At 71.4% G+C, this 21,285-nt stretch carries 24 protein-coding genes; 18 read left to right on the forward strand and 6 right to left on the reverse strand.

Annotated elements, in window-relative coordinates; translation table 11 throughout:
- Nucleotide 1: 1 nt before the first annotated feature.
- The gene (locus ACFVS8_RS07265; protein ID WP_387059565.1) at nt 2-538 is read right to left on the reverse strand and encodes a GNAT family N-acetyltransferase; all 537 of its coding nucleotides are present in this window, start codon (nt 536-538) and stop codon (nt 2-4) included.
- A gap of 38 nt (nt 539-576) precedes the next feature.
- Between ACFVS8_RS07265 and dapB the strand changes: the two genes are divergently transcribed.
- Nucleotides 577-1,386 carry a 4-hydroxy-tetrahydrodipicolinate reductase gene (gene dapB, locus ACFVS8_RS07270; RefSeq protein ID WP_387059568.1) on the forward strand — a complete coding sequence of 270 codons (810 nt, stop codon included), beginning with the start codon at nt 577-579 and terminating at the stop codon, nt 1,384-1,386.
- A 25-nt stretch (nt 1,387-1,411) separates the two neighbouring features.
- A complete protein-coding gene (locus tag ACFVS8_RS07275) occupies nt 1,412-1,849 on the forward strand; it encodes a hypothetical protein (protein WP_387059571.1) in 438 nt (145 codons plus the stop codon).
- Here the strand turns inward: ACFVS8_RS07275 and ACFVS8_RS07280 are convergent.
- From ACFVS8_RS07280 to ACFVS8_RS07295, 4 genes are all read right to left on the reverse strand, one after another.
- Nucleotides 1,824-2,726, reverse strand: coding sequence for a TIGR01777 family oxidoreductase (locus tag ACFVS8_RS07280; RefSeq protein WP_387059574.1), 903 nt, complete (start codon nt 2,724-2,726; stop codon nt 1,824-1,826). The two genes, ACFVS8_RS07275 and ACFVS8_RS07280, sit on opposite strands and share 26 nt — an antisense overlap.
- A gap of 1 nt (nt 2,727) precedes the next feature.
- Nucleotides 2,728-3,153, reverse strand: a complete 426-nt coding sequence (locus ACFVS8_RS07285) for an OsmC family peroxiredoxin (protein WP_387059577.1) — start codon at nt 3,151-3,153, stop codon at nt 2,728-2,730.
- 113 nt (nt 3,154-3,266) lie between these two features.
- Nucleotides 3,267-3,764, reverse strand: a complete 498-nt coding sequence (locus ACFVS8_RS07290; RefSeq protein ID WP_387059580.1) for a DUF4395 domain-containing protein — start codon at nt 3,762-3,764, stop codon at nt 3,267-3,269.
- Nucleotides 3,751-4,260, reverse strand: a complete 510-nt coding sequence (locus ACFVS8_RS07295; RefSeq protein WP_387059583.1) for a TlpA family protein disulfide reductase — start codon at nt 4,258-4,260, stop codon at nt 3,751-3,753. Before ACFVS8_RS07295 ends, ACFVS8_RS07290 begins: the two co-directional genes overlap by 14 nt.
- 204 nt (nt 4,261-4,464) lie before the next feature.
- Between ACFVS8_RS07295 and ACFVS8_RS07300 the strand changes: the two genes are divergently transcribed.
- The 9 genes from ACFVS8_RS07300 (at nt 4,465) to ACFVS8_RS07340 (ending at nt 13,683) form a co-directional block, all read left to right on the forward strand.
- Nucleotides 4,465-5,274, forward strand: coding sequence for a thymidylate synthase (locus tag ACFVS8_RS07300; RefSeq protein ID WP_387059586.1), 810 nt, complete (start codon nt 4,465-4,467; stop codon nt 5,272-5,274).
- A complete protein-coding gene (locus ACFVS8_RS07305) occupies nt 5,271-5,861 on the forward strand; it encodes a dihydrofolate reductase (protein WP_387059589.1) in 591 nt (196 codons plus the stop codon). Before ACFVS8_RS07300 ends, ACFVS8_RS07305 begins: the two co-directional genes overlap by 4 nt.
- A 216-nt stretch (nt 5,862-6,077) precedes the next feature.
- Nucleotides 6,078-6,929 carry a DUF559 domain-containing protein gene (locus ACFVS8_RS07310; RefSeq protein WP_387059592.1) on the forward strand — a complete coding sequence of 284 codons (852 nt, stop codon included), beginning with the start codon at nt 6,078-6,080 and terminating at the stop codon, nt 6,927-6,929.
- A gap of 173 nt (nt 6,930-7,102) precedes the next feature.
- Complete coding sequence (gene dapA, locus ACFVS8_RS07315; RefSeq protein ID WP_387059594.1) at nt 7,103-8,077, forward strand: 4-hydroxy-tetrahydrodipicolinate synthase; 975 nt, start codon at nt 7,103-7,105, stop codon at nt 8,075-8,077.
- Between the two features lie 107 nt (nt 8,078-8,184).
- A complete protein-coding gene (locus ACFVS8_RS07320) occupies nt 8,185-9,861 on the forward strand; it encodes a ribonuclease J (protein ID WP_387059597.1) in 1,677 nt (558 codons plus the stop codon).
- A gap of 200 nt (nt 9,862-10,061) precedes the next feature.
- Nucleotides 10,062-11,096 (forward strand): efflux RND transporter periplasmic adaptor subunit, encoded by a 1,035-nt coding sequence (locus ACFVS8_RS07325; protein ID WP_387059600.1) that lies wholly within the window; start codon nt 10,062-10,064, stop codon nt 11,094-11,096.
- Complete coding sequence (locus ACFVS8_RS07330; RefSeq protein ID WP_387059603.1) at nt 11,093-11,884, forward strand: ABC transporter ATP-binding protein; 792 nt, start codon at nt 11,093-11,095, stop codon at nt 11,882-11,884. Before ACFVS8_RS07325 ends, ACFVS8_RS07330 begins: the two co-directional genes overlap by 4 nt.
- The gene (locus ACFVS8_RS07335) at nt 11,881-13,119 is read left to right on the forward strand and encodes an ABC transporter permease (RefSeq protein WP_387059606.1); all 1,239 of its coding nucleotides are present in this window, start codon (nt 11,881-11,883) and stop codon (nt 13,117-13,119) included. Before ACFVS8_RS07330 ends, ACFVS8_RS07335 begins: the two co-directional genes overlap by 4 nt.
- Before the next feature lie 72 nt (nt 13,120-13,191).
- Nucleotides 13,192-13,683, forward strand: a complete 492-nt coding sequence (locus ACFVS8_RS07340) for a GNAT family N-acetyltransferase (protein ID WP_387059608.1) — start codon at nt 13,192-13,194, stop codon at nt 13,681-13,683.
- 96 nt (nt 13,684-13,779) lie between these two features.
- Here the strand turns inward: ACFVS8_RS07340 and ACFVS8_RS07345 are convergent, their stop codons facing one another.
- Nucleotides 13,780-13,983 (reverse strand): hypothetical protein, encoded by a 204-nt coding sequence (locus tag ACFVS8_RS07345; RefSeq protein WP_387059609.1) that lies wholly within the window; start codon nt 13,981-13,983, stop codon nt 13,780-13,782.
- Between ACFVS8_RS07345 and ACFVS8_RS07350 the strand changes: the two genes are divergently transcribed.
- The 7 genes from ACFVS8_RS07350 to ACFVS8_RS07380 all read left to right on the forward strand — a co-directional run bounded on the left by ACFVS8_RS07350 (nt 13,982) and on the right by ACFVS8_RS07380 (nt 21,249).
- Nucleotides 13,982-16,747 (forward strand): DNA translocase FtsK, encoded by a 2,766-nt coding sequence (locus ACFVS8_RS07350; protein ID WP_387059767.1) that lies wholly within the window; start codon nt 13,982-13,984, stop codon nt 16,745-16,747. The genes ACFVS8_RS07345 and ACFVS8_RS07350 overlap by 2 nt on opposite strands.
- 59 nt (nt 16,748-16,806) lie before the next feature.
- Nucleotides 16,807-17,409, forward strand: a complete 603-nt coding sequence (pgsA, locus tag ACFVS8_RS07355; RefSeq protein WP_387059611.1) for a CDP-diacylglycerol--glycerol-3-phosphate 3-phosphatidyltransferase — start codon at nt 16,807-16,809, stop codon at nt 17,407-17,409.
- Nucleotides 17,410-17,425: 16 nt separating this feature from the next.
- Nucleotides 17,426-17,947 (forward strand): CinA family protein, encoded by a 522-nt coding sequence (locus ACFVS8_RS07360; RefSeq protein ID WP_387059770.1) that lies wholly within the window; start codon nt 17,426-17,428, stop codon nt 17,945-17,947.
- Nucleotides 17,948-18,289: 342 nt separating this feature from the next.
- Nucleotides 18,290-18,598: a helix-turn-helix domain-containing protein gene (locus ACFVS8_RS07365; protein WP_092968476.1), complete on the forward strand. Its 309-nt coding sequence runs from the start codon at nt 18,290-18,292 to the stop codon at nt 18,596-18,598.
- 109 nt (nt 18,599-18,707) lie between these two features.
- Nucleotides 18,708-18,947 carry a DUF3046 domain-containing protein gene (locus tag ACFVS8_RS07370; protein WP_387059615.1) on the forward strand — a complete coding sequence of 80 codons (240 nt, stop codon included), beginning with the start codon at nt 18,708-18,710 and terminating at the stop codon, nt 18,945-18,947.
- Nucleotides 18,948-19,195: 248 nt separating this feature from the next.
- Nucleotides 19,196-20,263: a recombinase RecA gene (recA, locus tag ACFVS8_RS07375; protein WP_387059617.1), complete on the forward strand. Its 1,068-nt coding sequence runs from the start codon at nt 19,196-19,198 to the stop codon at nt 20,261-20,263.
- Between the two features lie 41 nt (nt 20,264-20,304).
- Nucleotides 20,305-21,249, forward strand: coding sequence for a RecX family transcriptional regulator (locus ACFVS8_RS07380; protein ID WP_387059773.1), 945 nt, complete (start codon nt 20,305-20,307; stop codon nt 21,247-21,249).
- Nucleotides 21,250-21,285: the final 36 nt, after the last annotated feature.

The raw sequence follows: 21,285 nt of genomic DNA on the forward strand, positions 1-21,285 counted from the left end.
CTCAGCCGACGAGCCGCTTCGCGAACCAGGTCGTCGCGTTCGGGTTGTCGTTGTACGGGGGAATCTCGACGAATCCGCTCGAGCGGTAGAGGCCGCCCGCGGCCGCGAGGCTCGCGTTCGTGTCGAGCACGAGCTCCTCGGCGCCGAACGCGCGGGCGCGGCGTTCGAGCTCGATGAGCAGTGCACGCCCGGTGCCACGGCCCCGCGCGGCATCCGTGAGCCACAGGTGCTTGACCTCGTAGCGCACGAGGCCCGTGGCGGGGTCGGCGTCGATGCGCCTGATGCCGCCGCAGCCCAGGGCCGTCGGCCCCGTGGCATCCGGAGCCCCGCCGTCGGATGCGGCCGGCTCGCCGTCGACGATGAGGAACACGCCGTCGGGCGGGGTGAACGCGGCGTCGGTCGGGAACGTCGGGCGGTACTCGCCCTGCTCGACGGGGAATCCGGCCGCCCGCTCGGCGAAGTACGCCTCGAGCATGCCGTGCGCCTCCGCACCGCTGACGTTCACCGCTCGGTAGGCCGGCACCGTTCCTGACTGCATGCAGGTCAGCCTAATCGGCGGTTGGTAGGGTGAGGCACGTGACGAAACGGGTCGCCGTGGCCGGGGCCACGGGCAAGATGGGGCAACTGGCACTCTCGCTCATCGAGGCGGCCGACGACATGCAACTGCACGCGGCGCTGTCGTCGAAGTCCGAGCTCGACGAGCTGCTCGGCGCCGACGTCGTGCTCGACGTCACGCACCCGGCCGCGAGCGCGGGCATCGTCGAGTTCGCCACGGGCGCCGGCATCCCGATCGTGGTCGGCACCTCGGGCTGGTCGGCCGACCGCATCGCCGAGATCGAGCGCTTCGTGAAGGGCCACGACGAGGCCGGCGCGGTGCTGTTCGTCCCGAACTTCTCGATCGGCAGCACGCTCGGCACCGCGTTCGCCGCCCTCGCCGCGCCGTGGTTCGACTCCATCGAGATCGTCGAGGCCCACCACGCAGGCAAGGTCGACTCGCCCTCGGGCACCGCGGTGCGCACCGCCGAGCTCATCGGCGAGGCCCGCGCCGCCGCAGGCCCCGTCGAAGCGCCCCACGCCGACCAGCGCGCACGCGGTCAGCTCGTCTCGGGCGTGCCCGTGCACAGCCTGCGCATGTCGGGCCTGCTCGCCGAGCAGCGCGTCGTGCTCGGCGGCGACGGCGAGACCCTCACCATCGCGCACTCGACCCTGTCGCCGAGCTCCTACGAGGCCGGCATCCTGCTCGCGCTCCGCCGCGCCGTCGAGGCCACGGGCGTGACCGTGGGCCTCGGCGCCCTGCTCGGCCTCGACCTCCCCGCGGCCGGCCCGACCCCGACGCCGGCGACCGCGCCGGCCGGGGCCGAGGCGTCGGCCGCGGCATCCGAATGACCCCCATGACGAACGGATGCCGCGCATGAGCGCCAAGATCGGCGCCATCTCGATGGTCGTGCTGCTCGCGATCTACGTGGCCCTCGTCGGATGGCGCGCCGTGCAGTTCGTGGGCACGGGCGAGCCGATCGCGATCGTCATGGGCGTCGCGCTCCTCGTGCTGCCGATCATCGCGGCGTGGGCCATCTGGCGCGAGGTCTCGTTCGGCGTCCGCTCGCAGCGGCTCGTGCAGACCCTCGAGGCCGAGGGCGCGACCGACCTCGGCATCGCGACCACGCCGAGCGGGCGCGCCGATCGGGCATCGGCCGACGCCGAGTTCGACCGGTTCCGCACCGAGGCGGAGGCCGAGCCCGACTCGTGGCGCGCCTGGATGCGGCTCGGCATGGCCTACGACGCCGCAGGCGACCGCCGCCGCGCACGCCGTGCGGTGCGCAGGGCTATCGAGCTCGAGCGGGCGCGCTGAGCATCGCGTCGATCGCGGACTCGACGGTCCCGTGCGCGAACACGAACCCGTCGTCGGCGAGCCGCTGCGGCACGACCTTCGCGCTCGCGAGCAGCAGATCGTCGGCGGCCTGCCCGAGCGCCAGGTTGAGCATGCGCTCGGGAACGGCGAGCGCATAGGGCCGGTGCATGCGTTCGGCCATGGCCGCCATGACGCGGTCGGCGGTCGCGGGGGTCGGCCCCACGATGTTGACCGGTCCGACGAGCGGCGAGTCGAGCAGGTGCACGATCGCCGACACCTCGTCGTCGAGCGCGACCCACGGCCAGTGCTGTCCGCCGGTGCCGAGCCGTGCCGAGACGCCGAGCTTCGTCATCAGGCCGACCGGCTTCATCGCCCCGCCGCGCCCGATCACGAGGCCCGTGCGCAGGTTGACCGTGCGCGTCTCGTGCGGCGCGAGCGCGGCGGTCTTCTCCCATCGCTCGACGATGTCGGCGAGGAACCCGTTGCCGGCCGGGGAGCCTTCGGCGAGCAGCTCGCCAGGCCGGTTGCCGTAGTAGCCGACCGCTGAGCCGCTCAGGAAGACGGCGGGCGGCGTGCGCGCCTTGCGCATGGCGTCGGCCAGCGTCCGCGTCGCGGTCACGCGCGACTCGAGGATCTCGCCGCGATAGGACTTCGTCCACGGCAGGTGCGAGAGCGAGGCGCCCGACAGGTTGATCACGGCGTCGACGCGGTCCATGACCGTGAAGTCGATGATGCCCGCCGCCGGCGACCAGGTCACCTCGTCGGGCGACGTGGTCCGGCGGCGCACCAGGCGGAGCACGTCGTGCCCATCGGCGGCGAGGCGCTCGACGAGCGCCGTGCCGATGAAGCCGGACGCTCCGGCGATCAGGACCCGCACGTCAGGCGAGCTCGGCTTCGATCGTGATCGGGATGCCGGCGAGGGCCTTCGAGATCGGGCAGTTCGCCTTGGCGTCTTCAGCGAACGCCTCGAACTCCGCCTCGGTGAGGCCGGGGACGCGCGCGCTCACGAGCAGGTGGCTGCCGAGCACGCCGCGGCCGGCCTCGAACGTCACCGCGGCCGTCGTCTGGATCGACTCGGGCGCGTGCCCCGCACCGGTCAGGGCGTGCGCGAGCGCCATCGAGTAGCACGACGAGTGCGCGGCTCCGAGCAGCTCCTCGGGGTTCGTGGTGCCGGCTTCGCCCTCGGAGCGCGCCTTCCAGTTCACCGGGAACTGGGCGACTCCGGAGGAGTCGAGCTTCGTCGTGCCCGAACCACCGGCGAGCGTGCCGGTCCAGACGGTGGTCGATTCACTCGTGACGGCCATGGGTCCTCCTCGTCGAGCCGGAGCCTTCAGCCTAGCCCGGGTGCCTCGCCGAACGGCAGGGCGATCTCGCGTCGGCGGCGCGCGTCGGTCGGGCGGCGGTCGAACGGTCGGGGTCAGGCCCGCTGCACGAGGCGGGCGCGCACGAGCAGCAGGTAGACCTGGCATCCGAGGCAGAAGTCGAAGACCGCGTTCAGGAACGCCGCGACGAACGCGAAGCCGGCCGCGATCGCGACCGCGTACTCGACGCCGACGAGGCCGAGCACCACGCCGACGATCGTCACGATGAAGCCGACGAGCTGCGCGAAGGTCGGCGGTCGGGGGTCCTCGAGTTCGGCGGGCGGGGCCAGCCTCGGGCGCACGAACGTGCGGAAGAGCACGCCGAACGGATGCCGCTTCACCCCGGCGACCGCGCCCCAGAGGAAGAGCGCCGAGAGCGCGGTGAGCAGGGCCCACGCGGTGACGTCGAGGCCGGCGACCGAGAGCACGACGACCGCGAGCAGCAGCACGGCCGTGATCGCGGCCGAGAACCGGGGCGCGCGCGGGTCGATGCCGGCCGGCGCTCCGGGGGCGGCTGCGGCGCGATCGGCGTCGACGGGGTCAGGATGCGACATGGGGGCTCCCGATGAGGGTCTCGAGTTCGGTGCGCACGGCCGCGGGTCGCGGCACGCCGCCGATGCGCGCGGTGGTGGTTCCGTCGGCGCGCAGGATCAGGGTCGTCGGCGTCTGCCGCACGTGGAAGCGGTCGGCGAGATCGGCGCGGTGCGTGAGGTCGATCTCGACATGGCGCACGCCGGCGTAGTCGTCGGCGATGCCGGCGAGCTGCCGGGCCGTCGCCGGGCAGCGGCTGCAGAACTCGGTCGAGAACTGCACGAGCGTCGCGTCGGCGCCGAGTTCGTCGTGGTCGAGTCCGAGCGCGGCGGCAGACGTGCGGCGGGTGGCCGCGGCATCCGTCTCCGCGACCGAGGAGGTGGCTCGGTCGACGCGAGCCGGCACGGGCGGCGCCGCGACGGCTCGGACGCGCCCCGTGCGGGCCTTCCAGACGAGCCCGAGCACCGTGGCGATCGCGGGCAGGCCGAGGCCCGCGATGAGCGCCGCCTGCCAGTCCATGCGCCAAGGCTACGAGCGCCCACGGAGCCGGGCGGCGAGTGTGACGACGGATGACGGCGGATGTCGCGGCACCCGCCGCTCGCGCGCCGCGCCCGCCGCGCCCGCCGCGCGGTCGCTGCGCCCACGGCGCCGCCCCGCGGCATCCGCTCGCCGAACCCTCGAGTCGCGGCCGCGATGTCGGCCGGCCGGGATAGCATCGATGCGATGTCCGAGACGATCAGCACCCCGTACGAAGACCTCCTGCGCGACGTGCTCGAGCACGGCGCGCGCAAGACCGACCGCACCGGCACGGGCACCACCAGCGTGTTCGGGCGCCAGCTGCGGTTCGACCTCTCGCAGGGGTTCCCGCTCGTGACCACCAAGCGCGTGCACTTCAAGTCGATCGCGTACGAGCTGCTCTGGTTCCTCCGCGGCGAGTCGAACGTCGGCTGGCTGCGCGAGCACGGCGTCACCATCTGGGACGAGTGGGCCGACGCCGACGGTGAGCTCGGGCCCGTCTACGGCGTGCAGTGGCGATCGTGGCCGACCGAGAACGGCGAGACGATCGACCAGATCGCCGAGGTCGTCGAGCAGATCCGCACGAACCCCGATTCGCGCCGCCTCATCGTCTCGGCGTGGAACCCGGCCGACATCCCCGACATGGCGCTCGCGCCCTGCCACGCGCTCTTCCAGTTCTACGTCGCCGACGGCAGGCTGTCGTGCCAGCTCTACCAGCGCAGCGCCGACCTGTTCCTCGGCGTGCCGTTCAACATCGCGTCGTACGCGTTGCTCACGCACATGATCGCCGCGCAGACCGGGCTCGAGGTCGGCGACTTCGTCTGGACGGGCGGCGACTGCCACATCTACGACAACCACGTCGAGCAGGTGCGGCTCCAGCTGGAGCGCGAGCCGTTCGCGCCGCCGACGCTGCGACTGACCCGCACGCCCGACTCGATCTTCGACTACGAGTACGACGACTTCGAGGTCGTCGACTACCAGCACCACCCCGCCATCCGCGGCGCCGTCGCCGTATGAGCGCAGCGGATGCCGCGGGGTCGGCGTCGCCCGTCGAGCACTCGGTCTCCACGGGTGCCGGCGCTGCCGCCGGCCCGATCCGTCCCGCGATCGGGCTCGTTTGGGCCGAGGCCGAGGGCGGCGTCATCGGCCGCGACGGCGGCATGCCGTGGCACGTGCCCGAAGACCTCGCGCACTTCAAGGCCGTGACCCTCGGCGCTCCCGTCGTCATGGGGCGCAAGACCTGGGACTCGCTGAACCCGCGCTACCGGCCGCTGCCCGGGCGGCGCAACCTCGTCGTGACCCGGCAGGCCGACTGGCTCGCCGACGGCGCAGAGGTCGCGGCCTCGATCGATGCCGCGCTCGCCGCGGCGGGCGACGTCGAGCGGGTCTGGGTCATCGGCGGGTCCGAGCTGTTCCGCGCGTTCATCGGCCTGGCCGACCGCCTCGAGGTGACCGAGCTGCGCCACTCCGACGGCGGCTTCGCGCCCGCGCCGGGCGACGTGCTGGCGCCGCCCGTCGGCACCGAGTTCGCTGCGTCGCGCGGCGACGAGCAGACGTCTGCCAGCGGCATCCGCTACCGGTTCGTCACGTACACCCGCGCCTGACCGAGCCCGGGCCTGACCGAGCCCGGGGTCCCCTCCGAAATGTCGCGGGTCGGGCGAGACACGCCGTGTGTTCCGAGGCGTAGTCGGCGTGGCACGGGATCGGGATGACAGCTCGGAGACCGGCGACTCATCCTCCCGAACCCGACCGCGTCTCGACAGCCCACGGATTCGTGCGCAACTCGGCGCGGTTCGGCGGCAGGCTGCCACAGTGCAGACATGCATCCGGTCCGCCGAGCCTTCCATGACCTTCCGCTCGCCCGCACCGCCGACCTGCACCGACGCGGCATCGGACAGCACGCGATCCGCCTTGCCCTCCGAAGCGGAACGATCGATCGCGTGCGGCAGGGCGTCTACGCCGTCGCGGGTGCCCCGCGAGAACTCGTCGTGGCGGCAGCGCACGGGGGAGTGCCCGGGTGCGTCACCGCCGCGAGGCTGCTCGGGTTGTGGGTGCTCGACGTCGACGACGTTCCGCACATCGCCGTCGCCGCAGGCGACCGCGTCCACGCGCACGACGGATGCCGCTGCGTGACCCACCGCGTGAGCGGGGTGCGCCTCGGCCGCACGACCACGTGCGTGAGGACCCTCCTGCAGCTGTTCGCGTGCCGTGGCGACGAGGCCTTCTTCGTGGCGCTCGAGTCGGCGCTCCGGCAGCGGCTGGTTCCGCCGGCGATGCTGGAGGATCTGCAGCGGAGGCTCCCCGCGCGTGCTCGGTGGATGCTCGACGTGGCGAGGGACGACGCCGACAGCGGCCTCGAGTCGCTGCTGCGGTTGCGGCTTCGCGAGCACGGCATCGATCTGCGCTCCCAGGTCTCGATCGCAGGAGTCGGTCGGGTCGACTTCCTGCTCGGCGATCGGGTCATCCTCGAGGTCGACGGCAGGGCGAACCACGACGGGCCCTCGATGCGGCACAAGGATCTCGTCCGAGACGCGATCGCCGCGGGCCTCGGCTTCACGACCCTTCGGTTCGACTACGCACTCGTCATGCACGACTGGCCGACCGTGCTCTCCGCGATCCTCACGACGATCGACCTGGGACTGCATCGGTCGCGGCGGCCAGCGGCGGGGTGAGCCGACTCCGAGATGTCGTCACGGTGCTCCGCCGCGCCGGACGATCGCCGATCCACGCGGCGTGTCCCGGTCGATCGGCGACATTCCGGAGCCCGCGTAGCGCCGCCCGCCCAACGCGACGCCCGGCGACACGGCGCCACGCGGCATCCGCCCGACCCGATAGCCTTGAGGGCGTGACTCAGGAAAACCCCTTCGGACAGGTACTCGTCGCGCTCGTCACGCCGTTCACGGCTGACGGCGAGGTCGATTGGCCCGGGGTCGAGAAGCACATCGACCACCTGATCGAGGGCGGCGCCGACGGCATCGTCGTGACGGGCACCACGGGTGAGACCAGCACGCTGACCGACCCCGAGAAGATCCGCCTCGTCGAGGTCGGCAGAGACGTGGCCGCGGGCCGCGCGAAGATCATCACGGGCGGCGGCTCGAACGAGACCGCGCACGCGATCGAGCTCTACAAGCACTCCGAGCAGGCCGGCGCCGACGGCATCATGATCGTCACGCCGTACTACAACAAGCCCACCCAGGCGGGCATCCTCACGCACTTCCGCATGGTCGCCGACGCGACCGACCTGCCCGTGATCCTCTACGACATCCCGGGGCGCACGGGCGTGCCGATCAAGTACGAGACGATCCTGCGGCTCGCCAAGCACCCGAACATCCTGGCCGTCAAAGACGCCAAGGGCGACTTCTCCGAGGTCAGCCGGGTGCTCAACCAGACCGACCTCATGTACTTCTCGGGCGACGACGCCAACGCGCTGCCGCACCTCTCGATCGGTGCGACGGGGCTCATCGGCGTCACCGCGAACATCGCGCCCGCGCCGTACCGCACCATGGTCGACGCCGTGAACCGGGGCGACCTCGTCGCCGCGACGGCCGCGCACCAGCAACTCGAGCCGCTCGTGCGCGCGGTCATGACGCACGTGCCCGGCACCGTCGCGGCGAAGTACATCCTGCACGGCCTCGGCCGCATCTCGAGCCCGCGCGTGCGCCTGCCGCTCGTCGGCCCTGAAGAGTGGGAGGCCGCGCTCATCGAAGACGAGATCGACCTCGTGCGCGGCATCGAGGGCGTCGACTTCCGCAACTTCCGACCCGACCGCAACGCCGCCGCCGGCGGCGCGCTGCCGAAGGTCGCAGGCACCACCCGATAGACGAGCGGATGTCGCGACGCGCCGCCGTGCGCACCGACCTCCGTCCCGAGACATCCGCCGGTCACAGGGCCGGCACCGAACTGAACACCGAACGTGAAGGAGGGCCCATGCCCGACGTCATCATCGAACCGAGCCCGCTCGACGCGGGAACGCTTCGCATCATCCCCATCGGCGGCCTCGGCGAGGTCGGCCGCAACATGACGAGCTACGAGATCGACGGCAAGATCCTCATCGTCGACTGCGGCGTGCTCTTCCCCGAGGAGCACCAGCCCGGGGTCGACCTGATCCTGCCCGACTTCGGGTTCCTCAGGGAGCGCCTCGACGACATCGTCGGCGTCGTGCTCACGCACGGCCATGAAGACCACATCGGCGGGGTGCCGTACCTGCTGCGCCTGCGCGCCGACATCCCCCTGATCGGGTCGCAGCTGACCCTCGCGCTCGTCGAGGCGAAGCTGAAGGAGCACCGCATCAAGCCCTACAGCCTGACGGTGCGCGAGGGTCAGGACGAGCAGATCGGCCCGTTCGATCTCGAGTTCATCGCGGTCAACCACTCGATCCCCGATGCGCTGGCGGTCGCGATCAAGACGAATGCGGGCACGGTGCTCGCCACCGGCGACTTCAAGATGGACCAGCTGCCCCTCGACGGCCGCCTCACCGACCTGCGCGAGTTCGCGCGCCTGGGCGAGGAGGGCGTCGACGTGTTCATGGTCGACTCCACCAACGCGGATGTCCCGGGCTTCACGCCCCTCGAACGTGCGATCGGCCCCGTGCTCGACGAGGTCATCGCGCGGGCCCCTCGACGGGTCATCGTGGCGAGCTTCTCGAGCCACGTGCACCGGGTGCAGCAGGTGCTCGACGCGGCGCACCAGAACGGCCGCCGGGTGGCGCTGCTCGGTCGCAGCATGGTGCGCAACATGACCATCGCGGCCGAACTGGGCTACCTGAAGGTGCCCGAGGGCGTGCTCGTCGACTACAAGAAGGCCGGCGACATCCCCGACGACAAGATCGTCTACATGTCGACGGGCTCGCAGGGCGAGCCGATGGCGGTGCTCAGCCGCATGGCCAACCGCGACCACCAGATCGAGATCGGCGAGGGCGACACGGTGATCCTCGCGTCGAGCCTGATCCCCGGAAACGAGAACGCGGTGTACCGTGTCATCGACGGCCTGACGAAGCTCGGCGCGAACGTCGTGCACAAGGGCAACGCGAAGGTGCACGTCTCGGGCCACGCCGCCGCGGGCGAGCTGCTCTACTGCTACAACATCCTGAAGCCGCGCAACGTGCTGCCGATCCACGGCGAGTACCGTCACCTCTTCGCGAACGCGAAGCTCGCGCAGGACACGGGCATCCCCGAGGAGCGCACGTTCATCGGCGAGAACGGCACGGTCTACGACCTGCTCGACGGCGACATGCGCGTGTCGGGGCAGCTCGACCTCGGCTTCGTCTACGTCGACGGCTCGACCGTCGGCGAGATCACCGACGCCGACCTGAAGGACCGCCGAATCCTCGGCGAGGAGGGCTTCATCTCGGTCATCGTCGTGGTGGATGCCACGACGGGCCGCATCATCGTCGGCCCCGAGATCCACGCGCGAGGGTTCGCCGAAGACGACTCGGTCTTCGAAGACGTGAAGCCGAAGATCTCGAACGCGCTGCTCGAGGCCGCGCAGAACGGCATCCGCGACCCGCACGCGCTCCAGCAGATCGTGCGTCGCACGGTCGGCACGTGGGTGAACCGTCGCCTGCGCCGCCGTCCGATGCTGGTGCCGCTCGTCATCGAGGCGTAGCCGGGATGAGCGACCGGCAGGGTATCGAGGCGTAGCCGAGCGTCCGGCCGCGTGTCGAGGCGCAGCCGGGTGATTCGCAGGGGCGGGTCGGGGTCATCCCCGATCCGCCCCTGATTCATCCTCCCGGCGGATTCCATCGGGGGCATGCACGCCGATAGCATCGGGCGACCCTTCCGAACCCTACCGATGGAGGCGCAGCCGTGGGTGTCTGGCGCAAGTGGATCTTCCCGATCCTCCGCATGGTCCTGGTGGCGGCGATCGCCGTCGCACTCGTGAAGCTCGCGTTCTTCCCCGACGCGCCGCAGGCCGAGGCCGCGCTGCAGCCCACGGGCACGATCGAGGAGCCGCAGGTGCAGGTCGCCCGGGCGTCGATCCGCAACGACGTGGTGCTGTCGGGAGCCGTCTCGCCCGACCCGGCGATCGCGATCAAGGCGACGGCCAACGGCACGGTCGACGACGTGTTCGTGAAAACGGGCCAGCAGGTCGGCGCCGGAGACGTGCTGTTCGACGTCAAGGTCGAGGACGAACCGGTCGAGACGACCACGACGGGCCCCGACGGGCAGCCCGTCGTGACGATCGGCGAACCGACCCATCACTTCGAGCAGGTGCTGGCTCCGATCGCCGGGACGCTGACCGGGTTCGAGGTGCTGCCCGAGCAGCCGGTGACGGTCGGGCAGGCGGCGGGTCGCGTGGCTCCGCCGTCGTTCCAGGTGACGGCGCAGCTCAGTCCGGAGCAGCAGTACCGGCTCACGCAGCTCCCGGCCGAGGCCGAGATCGTCATCGCGGGCGGCCCTGCGCCGTTCGCGTGCACGGGGCTCACCATCTCGACCACGGATGCCGCGGCATCCGGCGATTCCGACACGGGCGCCGAGCCGGCGGGCGGGGGCTCGGGCGCGACGGTTCGATGCGCCGTTCCGGGCGACGTCAAGGTCTTCTCGGGTCTCACGGCGCAGGTGACCATCGCCGCCGGAAGCGCCGACGACGTGCTCACCGTTCCGACGACCGCGGTCGAGGGCGGATCGGAGTCGGGCGTCGTGTGGCTGGTGGGCGATGACGGCGAGGGTGCCGAGCACCCGGTGAAGCTGGGACTGACCGACGGTGCGAACGTCGAGATCGTCGAGGGGCTCGCCGAGGGCGATGCCGTGCTGCAGTTCGTGCCGGGCGCGCCGGCGCAGCCGGACTGCTCGATCGACCCGATGGCCTGCAACGACCTGGTGATGGGCGTCGGCAAGTGACCTTGATCGCCCTCGAGGGGGTCGGCCGCACCGTCGAGCTGCCCGATGCGGCACCGCTCCAGATCCTCTCGGCCGTCGACCTCTCGATCGACGACGGCGACCGGGTGTCGGTCGTGGGGCGCTCGGGCTCGGGCAAGTCGACCCTGCTGAACCTGCTGGGGCTGCTCGACCGGCCGACGCACGGCGAGATCCGCTTCGACGGCGCCGACGTGCGTCGGCTCTCCGACGGGCGCCTCGCGCGTCTGCGCGGCGCGTCGATCGGGTTCGTGTTCCAGCAGTTCAACCTGCTGCCGGGGCGCACCGCGATCGAGAACGTGATGACCCCGCTGCTGTACGACCGGGGAACGGCGTTCTGGCGCCGCGAGCGCCTGGCGACGGCGATGCTCGAGCGCGTCGGGTTGGGGGAGCGCCTGACTTCCATGCCCGATCGGATGTCGGGCGGGGAGCAGCAGCGCGTCGCGATCGCCCGTGCGCTCGTGCGACGCCCGAGGCTGATCCTGGCCGACGAGCCGACGGGCGCGCTCGACCTCGAGACGGGCGGGGTCGTGATGGAGCTCATGGAGGAGGTCGCGCGCGAGACGGGTGCGGCGCTCGTCACGATCACGCACGATCCGGCGATCGCGCGGCGCGCGGTGCGGCACCTGCGGCTCGAGGCGGGGCGGCTGGTGCCGCTCGACGGGCACGACACCGCAGCCGGCGGGCACGAGGCATCCGGAACCGCGCCGACCGGCTCGCCGGAGGCATCCGGAACCGAAGCCGATCGCGAACCCGCGGAGGTGCCCGCATGATGTCCTGGTTCGGACGCACGCTGACCGGCATCGTGTCGACGTTCGTCGAGTCGGCCGAGGAGCTGCGCATCCATCGCACCCGCGTGCTGCTGTCGCTCGTGGGCGTGGCGATCGCCGTGTTCGCGCTCACGACCGTGCTCGGCGCGGCGGCGGTCGCCCAGCAGGCGCTGAACGAGAGCAACGAACGCAACTCGGGGCGGCCCGCGATGCTGAGCGCGAACGTCTATTCGACGTCGATGGACGGCGCGGTCGTCGACCCGCAGGGCGTCACCGGGGCGTGGCGCGACGTCGTCGCCCGCCACGGGATCGAGTACGAGTCCCGTGTCGGCTACGGCGCGTTGACCGTGCAGTTCGTCGACGGCGTGACGCAGGTCGACTCGACGATCGTCGACGCCGACTACGGCATCATGCACCGCACGCCGATGCAGGAGGGCGTGTGGTTCGACGAGGGCGACGCCGAGCGGCTCGCCCCGGCGGTCGTGGTGAACGTGCCGTTCTGGCAGAACCTCGGGTCGCCGGCGCTCGCGACGCATCCGACGGTCGAGCTGCGCGGAGCCGACGGGCCGGTGACGGCGGTCGTGGTCGGCGTCGTGCGCACGTCTGACTACGAGACGTACCCGCGTTCGTTCGTGCTCGCCGACGCGGTCGAGCGGCTCGGGCTCGTGGGCCCGAACGAGAACGGCTACCAGTACGAGGCCTGGGTGCCGGTCGAGGTCGGCGACCAGTTGACCGAGCGCCTTCGGGCCGAGCTGCAGTCCGCCGTGCCAGGCGCCCAGGCCGAGGTCTACCGGCAGGACTACCTCTCCTGGGGCGGTGACGACCCATTGCTCGTGCTGAAGCTCGTGGTCGCGGGCGTCGCGGTGGTGATTCTCCTGCTGGGTGCTCTCGGGCTCGTGACGATCTCGCTCGTGACGGTCAAGTACCGCATCCGCGAGATCGGCATCAGGCGGAGCTTCGGCGCGACGAGCGGTCGCGTGTTCTTCTCGGTCATGATGGAGAGCGTCGTCGGCACGGCCGTCGCGGGCGGCATCGGGGTCGCGTTGGCGATCGTCGCCGTCAAGAGCCCGCTGTTCGAGCAGCTGGTCGGGCAGGGGATGGTCGAGGACTTCCCGCCGTTCCCGATCGATGCGGCGCTCATCGGCATCGGCGCGTCGGTGCTCGTCGGGGCACTGGCCGGGCTGCTGCCGGCGCTCACCGCGGTGCGCGTGCGCGTGATCGACGCGATCCGGTTCTGACCGGGCCGAAGGCCAGGGCGGGGCTTGATGCCGCGAAACACGCCCGAAACGGATGTGGCCTAGCATCCGGCCATGGCGGACTTCACGATTCGCCCGGCTGTCGTCAGCGACGGATCCTTCCTCGCCGACATGGTGGTCGAGGCGGCGAACTGGCGGGCGGACTCGATCCGGCCGCGCCCGGCCGTGCTGAGCGACCCGGTCTACCGCAACTACATCGCCGGCTGGCAACGTCCGGCCGATCGCGGCTTCGTGGCCGTCGACGAGCAGGCCAGGCCGATCGGCGCCGCGTGGTACCGGCTGCTCGCCTCCGACGTGCCCGCGCACGGCTTCGTCGCGGCGGGCGTGCCCGAGCTGATCATCGGCGTCCGGCCGGTGTGGCGGGCCCAGGGCGTCGGGCGGGCGCTGATCCGGGCGCTGACGGATGCCGCGCGCACGGCGGGCTACGCGCGCCTCGCATTGAGCGTGGAGCACGGCAACTTCGCCGAGAGCCTCTATCGCAGCGAGGGGTTCTCGGTGGTCGCCTCGCGGGGCAACCGCGACACGATGGTCCGCCTGCTCGGCTGATCGCGGCCCGGCATCGTACGCTTCCGCATCGATGCCCGTGAGTACGCGGATCGCGGACACTCGCGGTCTCCTCGCGGCCATCGTCGGCGGTCGGCCCTAACGTAGACGCATGGCTACGAGCACCAGGTCGAACGGGCGCGCCTCCGGCACGCCTGCGCGCGCGGGTTCGAGGTCGACGAGTGCGAAGGCGTCGAGCGCGAAGACCGCGCCGACGAAGAAGCTGCCCGCCACGACCACGCGCGCGACCTCAGCGAAGGCGGCGGCCGCGGCATCCGATCGTCCGAATCCGATCGTGCGCATGTGGATGGGCCTCGCCCACGTCACGGGCGGCGCTGCGCGCGCGCTCGGCCCAGAGACGCTGAGCAAGGAGGAGCGCCGCGACGGCCTGCCGTTCTTCCTCGTGCTGCTCGCCGTCGCCGGCGCCGTGGTCGAGTGGTTCTTCATCAACGAACCCGTCGCGCAGGCCTTCGACACCTGGACCTTCGGCGGGCTGTTCGGTCGGGTCGCGTTCGCGCTCCCGGTGATCCTGCTCGTGTTCGCGGTGTGGCTGTTCCGCCACCCGAGCTCGGTGCACGACAACACGCGCATCGGCATCGGGCTCTCGCTCCTGCTGCTCACGATCTCGGCGCTCTGCCACCTCTTCGGCGGCAGGCCCGCACCGAGCGAGGGCATGCCGGTGCTCGCGCGTGCCGGCGGCATCCTCGGGTGGATGCTCGCCGAGCCGCTGGCGCTGCTCATCACGCAGGTCGGGGCGACGATCGTCGTCATCGTGCTGCTGCTGCTGTCGCTGCTCATCATCACCAAGACCCCGCCGAACCGCATCCCCGCGCGGTTCCGCGAGCTCTACGCCTGGCTGTTCGGCGCCCCCGAGCCCGACGAGGCCGAGGTCGCGGAGCGCGCCGAGCGCGCGGCCGAGAAGCCCAAACGCGGTCGCAAGTCGGTGCCGGTCGAACTCGACGGCCTCGAGTCGCTCGACGTCGACGGCGACGTCGACGAGGCCGGCGGCAAGTCGGGCATGCTGCCCTGGTGGCGCCGGAACGACTCCAATCGGGAGGTCGACCCCGAGTTCCAGGAGCCGGGCGCCGACGGGCTCACCGCCGTGTTCGGCGAGGCCCCCGGGGCCGGTGCGTTCGACTCGCCCATCGACGGCGCGGGCGGCGGCACGGCCTACGGCGCCGAAGTGCTCGACGACCTGCAGCGCGCCGAGACGGCCCTCCGCGGCTTCACCGGCGAGGTCCATCCCGGCGGAACGGCGCTGAAAGACGACGACGCCGGGGCGACCGGGGTGATCTCGGGCGTCGACGCAGCCGCGCTCGCGGCCGGCGACGCCGGCCCCGCGGCATCCGTCGCCCCCGCGCAGGGCGAGTTCGAGCCCGACGAGGACCTGCCCGACCGGCCCTACAACCTGCCGGCCGCCTCCACCCTCGCGGCGGGTGCGCCCGCGAAGTCGCGCTCGGCCGCGAACGACGAGGTCGTGCGCCAGATCACGGGCGTGCTCGACCAGTTCGGCGTCGACGCGAAGGTCACCGGGTTCAGCCGCGGCCCGACCGTCACCCAGTACGAGATCGAGCTCGGTCCGGGCGTCAAGGTCGAACGCGTCATCGCGCTCTCGAAGAACCTCGCCTACGCGGTGGCCTCGAACGAGGTGCGCATCCTCTCGCCCATCCCGGGCAAGAGCGCGATCGGCGTCGAGATCCCGAACGCCGACCGCGAGATCGTGACGCTCGGCGACGTGCTCCGATCCGGCGCGGCGGCGCACGCCAAGCACCCGATGACCATCGGCGTCGGCAAAGACGTCGGCGGCGGCCAGGTCGTCGCGAACCTGGCCAAGATGCCCCACCTGCTGGTGGCTGGCTCGACGGGTTCCGGAAAGTCGAGCTTCGTGAATTCGATGATCACGTCGCTGCTCATGCGGGCCAAGCCGTCCGACGTGCGCATGGTGCTGATCGACCCGAAACGCGTCGAGCTCGCGCCCTACGCCGGGGTGCCGCACCTCATCACGCCCATCATCACGAACCCCAAGAAGGCCGCCGAGGCGCTGCAGTGGGTCGTGAAAGAGATGGACATGCGCTACGACGACCTCGCGTCGTTCGGCTTCCGCCACATCGACGACTTCAACAAGGCCGTCGTGAACAACGAGATCGTGCTGCCGCCGGACAGCGAGCGCAAGCTCAAGCCATACCCATACCTGCTCGTCGTGGTCGACGAGCTCGCAGACCTCATGATGGTCGCCCCGCGCGACGTCGAGGACTCGATCGTGCGCATCACCCAGCTCGCCCGTGCGTCGGGCATCCACCTCGTGCTCGCGACGCAGCGTCCGTCGGTCGACGTGGTCACGGGCCTGATCAAGGCCAACGTGCCGTCGCGCCTCGCGTTCGCCGTCACGAGCGTCACCGACTCGCGCGTCATCCTCGACCAGCCGGGCGCCGACAAGCTCATCGGCCAGGGTGACGGGCTGTTCCTGCCCATGGGCGCCTCCAAGCCGATCCGCGTGCAGGGCGCGTGGGTCAGCGAGGCCGAGATCGAGAAGGTCGTCGCACACGTCACGCGGCAGGCGCGGCCCGAGTACCGCCAGGATGTCGCGGCGGCGGTCGAGCGCAAGGAGATCGACGCCGACATCGGCGACGACCTCGAGCTGCTGCTGGCGGCCGCAGAGCTCGTCGTGTCGACGCAGTTCGGATCGACCTCGATGCTGCAGCGCAAGCTGCGCGTCGGATTCGCGAAGGCGGGGCGGCTCATGGACCTGCTCGAGTCGCGCGAGATCGTCGGGCCCTCCGAGGGCTCGAAGGCGCGCGACGTGCTCGTGACGGCCGAGCAGCTGCCCGGCGTCATGGCGCGCCTGCGCGGCGAGGAGCCCGCGGGTTCGGCCGCACCGGCGCCGGCACCGGGCGCGCCGGGCGGGCCCGCTGCACCCGCCGCGCCGGCGCCGGCACCCGCCGTCGCCGACGGGTTCGACCCCGACGACCGCTACGACGACGACCCCGTCGACCGGGCGACCCGTGGGCTGCCCGAGGTCGAGGGCGACTCCGATGAAGACGCCTGGGGCCTGACCGGCCGCGACTGACGCGCCGCCGCGCGCCTGGGCGCCACCTCGGCAGGCGGCATCGGGCTATCCTTGCCCCTATGACCTCCTCCGCCGGAAGCCCATCGCGATCGGCGAACTGGAACCTGCCGAACGCGATCACGATCGTCCGCATCCTGCTCGCACCGCTGTTCTTCTGGATGCTCCTCGTCGACGACGGAGCCGACGGCGCGCTCCGGTGGTGGGCGGCCGTGCTCTTCATCGTGGCGATCGCCACCGACGGCATCGACGGGCACATCGCGCGTTCGCGCGGGCTCGTGACCGACCTCGGCAAGATCCTCGATCCGATCGCCGACAAGCTCCTGACGAGCGGCGCCCTGGTCTGCCTCTCGATCCTCGGCGAGCTCTGGTGGTGGGTGACGCTGCTCATCATCGTCCGCGAGGTCGGGATCACGGTCTGGCGGCTCGTCGAGCTGCGCCGCGGCAACGTCGTGCCCGCGTCATCCGGCGGCAAGCTCAAGACCGTCGTGCAGGCCGCGGCGATCTCGCTCGCGCTCGTGCCCCTCTGGACCGTCTTCGGCGACTGGGTCTTCTGGGTGAACTGGATCTTCATGGGCCTCGCGCTCGCGCTCACCCTGTGGTCGGGCCTGCTCTACGTGCGCGACGCCATCCGGCTGTCGCGCGGCGAGCGCACCGGGGGCTGACGCCGTGGGCGAGCGGATGCCGCCGGCCGACGCCGATCCGAGTGCCGGCGCCGATCCGGCGGCCGAGCTCATCGCGCTCCTCGTGGCCCGAGGGCTCACGATCGCGGTCGCCGAATCGCTCACCGGCGGCCTCGTCGTCGCCGAGCTCACCAGGATCCCCGGGGCCTCCGCCGTCGTGCGCGGGGGAGTGGTCGCCTACGCGACGCCCGTGAAGCACTCGGTGCTCGGCGTGTCGGCCGCGCTCCTCGAACAGGAGGGCGCCGTGCACCCCGAGGTCGCCCGCACCATGGCCGACGGCGTGCGCAGGGCGCTCGCCGTCGACGGCGTGCCCGCCGCGATCGGGGTCTCGACCACGGGAGTGGCCGGGCCGGATCCCCAGGACGGCCGCCCGCCCGGCGTCGTCTTCGTCGGCGTCGCGATTGCCGAGCGCGTCGAGGCGTTCGAGCTCGACCTGCACGGCGATCGCGACGAGATCCGTCGGGCGACGGTCGAGGCCGCGATCGTCGCGGTGCTCGCGTCGGTGCTCGCCGAGGCGTAGGCGCGGGCGCGTGGGCAGCCGCAGCCGCAGTCGCAGCCGCAGTCGCAGCAGCGGGCGCGCTGAAGTGGTGGCGCGGTCCCGGGCGTTGGCGCGTCCGAGCGGCACCGCGAGGCCGTGGCCGGTCGTCCACGGGTGTCTCGTGCGTCGGGCAGCACCGCTCGGACCCGTCGAACGAGAAGTCCGCGATGCAGGAATACGGCGTGTGAAGACCCTGTTACATCGAGCAGGTTCACAAGAAAGCCCCAGTGTGCGACGCTAAGTTGGAAGCACCGAGTTTCAGGTAGACTGACGCTCCCGTTTCCGGCTCCGGGGGAGCCGCAGGCAGATTGAAGGAGGTTCCCGATGGTTCTGGTTCGACAGGAGATCGGCGATGTGTTGAGGGACTTCCGACTGCAGAAGGGCCGCACGCTTCGTCAGGTCGCGTCCAAGGCGAGTGTCGCGCTCGGCTACCTCAGCGAGGTGGAGCGCGGTCAGAAGGAGGCCTCGTCCGAGATCCTTGCGTCGGTCGCCGAAGCGCTCGACACGCCCATCTCGGTGATCATGCACGAGGTCGGAGACCGCCTCGCGGTGCTCGAGAGCCTCTCGGTCGTGCCCGACAGCCTTCCCGACGAGCTCGTGGCCGAGTTCGACGCGGGCCTGATGGTGCGCTGACCCAAGACATCCGTATGCCGAACGGCCGGTCGCGAGACCGGCCGTTCGTGCGTTCCCGCAGTGCGGCGAGCCTCTGTGCGCCCGCCGCCAGAGTATTCGAGGAGATGCCGTGAAGCTGAGCGAGTTCCAGTTCGCCGTCGAGCAGGAGTTCGGCTCGGCCTACGGAGCCGTCGTCGTGAACGACCTCGCGCTGTCCGGTGTCGGCGGCCGCACGGCCAAGGAGGCGCTCTCCGACGGGGTCGCCGCGCGAACGGTGTGGCTCGCGCTCTGCGAGGCGGCAGACGTTCCCGAGGCGAGGCGTCACGGCGTCGGGCGTCCGGCGCCCGGAGGCGGCGCGCCGCTCGGGTGAACACGTGTTCGACACGCGGCGCGGCGTTCGAACATCCGTTCGGTTCAGGGGGTAGGCTCCTCAACAGCAGGAGGAACGACGCGGCTCTCCACATCGGTCACGATCATCGTGTCGGATGTCGGTGGCCGGCCATACGGTCGATGCGTCGGAACACACCGCAACCGCCTTGTCGCCAGACGCGCGGGTCACGGCCCGCACGAGCAACGACAGCCTAGAGGCAGCCGCATCATCCACCGAAGGAGCCCCACATGCCATCCGCAGTAGACCGCGAGAAAGCCCTCGAGACCGCACTCGCCCAGATCGACCGCCAGTTCGGCAAGGGCTCGGTGATGCGGCTCGGCAGCGAAGACCGCGCCCCCGTCGAGGTCATCCCCACGGGCTCCATCGCCCTCGACGTGGCGCTCGGCGTCGGCGGCCTGCCCCGCGGCCGCATCATCGAGATCTACGGTCCCGAGTCCTCCGGCAAGACCACGCTCACGCTCCACGCGATCGCCAATGCGCAGCGCGCGGGCGGCATCGCGGCGTTCGTCGACGCCGAGCACGCGCTCGACCCCGAGTACGCCAAGAAGCTCGGCGTCGACATCGATGCGCTCCTCGTCTCGCAGCCCGACACGGGTGAGCAGGCGCTCGAGATCGCCGATATGCTCGTGCGCTCGGGCTCGATCGACCTGATCGTGATCGACTCCGTCGCCGCGCTCGTGCCCCGTGCCGAGATCGAGGGTGAGATGGGCGACTCGCACGTCGGCCTGCAGGCCCGCCTCATGTCGCAGGCGCTCCGCAAGCTCACGGGTGGCCTCAACCAGACGAACACCACGATGATCTTCATCAACCAGCTGCGCGAGAAGATCGGCGTGTTCTTCGGCAGCCCCGAGACCACCGCGGGCGGCAAGGCTCTGAAGTTCTACGCGTCCGTCCGACTCGACATCCGTCGCATCGAGACCCTGAAAGACGGCACCGAGGCGGTCGGCAACCGCACGCGCGTCAAGGTCGTCAAGAACAAGATGGCGCCGCCCTTCAAGCAGGCCGAGTTCGACATCCTCTACGGGGTCGGCATCTCGCGCGAGGGCAGCCTCATCGACTACGGCGTCGACCAGGGCATCGTCAAGAAGTCCGGCGCCTGGTACACCTACGACGGAGACCAGCTCGGCCAGGGCAAGGAGAACGCCCGCAACTTCCTGCTCTCCAACCCCGACATCGCGGCCGACATCGAGCAGAAGATCCTCGTGAAGCTCGGCATCGGCAAGGCGGGCGCCGAGGCTGGTGCACCGGCCAACGTCGAGCCGATCGCGCCCAAGCAGGTTCGCAAGGGCGCCTGAGCGAGAAGCCGTGATCGACGAGACCGGGGAGAGCCGCCGTGATGCATGACGACGCATCGGAGCACCTCGCCCCGGTCTCGTACCTCCCGTGGGCGGTGCCCGGAGTGACGGGCGCCCGCCCCGACGACGCTGAGGCCGACGGCGCTGATCGGGTCGGCGCAGACGGGGCCGACGCAGATCGGGCCAGCGCAGTCGGGGCCGACGTAGATCGGGCCGATGCCGACCACGTCGATGCCGGGGTGCCGGAGCGCGAGGCGGCGGTCGCGCGTCGGCCGCGCCCCTCGCAGCGCGAAGACTCGACCCGCCGTGACGGCGGAGCCCGGGTCAGCGACTTCCGTCGCGGTCGTCGGTCCGATCGTGACGGGTCACCCGAGCGGCCCGGCACGGCGGCGAGCCGCGGTGCCGCGACCGGTGCGCCTGTCGACGAGTTCTCGCCCTCCGGTCGCGGCGACGAACGCCCATCGCGCTCGTTCGGGCGCGGTGCGGCGCACGAGGAGGGCCCGCTCGAGACGGGTGCCGAACGCGATGAGCGCATCGACCGGCTCGTGGTCTCGAGGTTGAGGCGCTCGGCGCTCTCGATCTCCGAGGTCCGGGTCGTACTCGTCGAACACGGGCTGCACGAGCTCGAGGTCGATGAGTGGATCGCGCGATACGAGCGCCTCGGGTACCTCGACGACGCACGGCTGGCCGAACAGCTCGTTCACGTGAACGCCACGCGCAAGGGCAAGGGCAGCGGCGCGATCCTGCAGGAGCTCTCCCGGCGCGGCATCGAGGCCGAGGCCGCGCGCAACGCGGTCGAAGACCTCGACCCCGAGACCGAGTTCGACAACGCGCGCACGACCGCCGAGCGGCGGGCCCGCCAGCTCCGCGGGCTCGACCGCCAGACCGCGGAGCGACGGCTGTCGGCGTTCCTGCAGCGCCGCGGATACGGCGGCGACGTCGTGCGGCAGGTCGTGACGGAGGTGCTCGCAGCCGACGGCTCGTAAACTGGTGCGACCATGAGCACCATTCACGAGCCCGCG

It is taken from the genome of Agromyces sp. NPDC058110 (assembly GCF_042884735.1).
Classification (GTDB): Bacteria; Actinomycetota; Actinomycetes; order Actinomycetales; family Microbacteriaceae; genus Agromyces.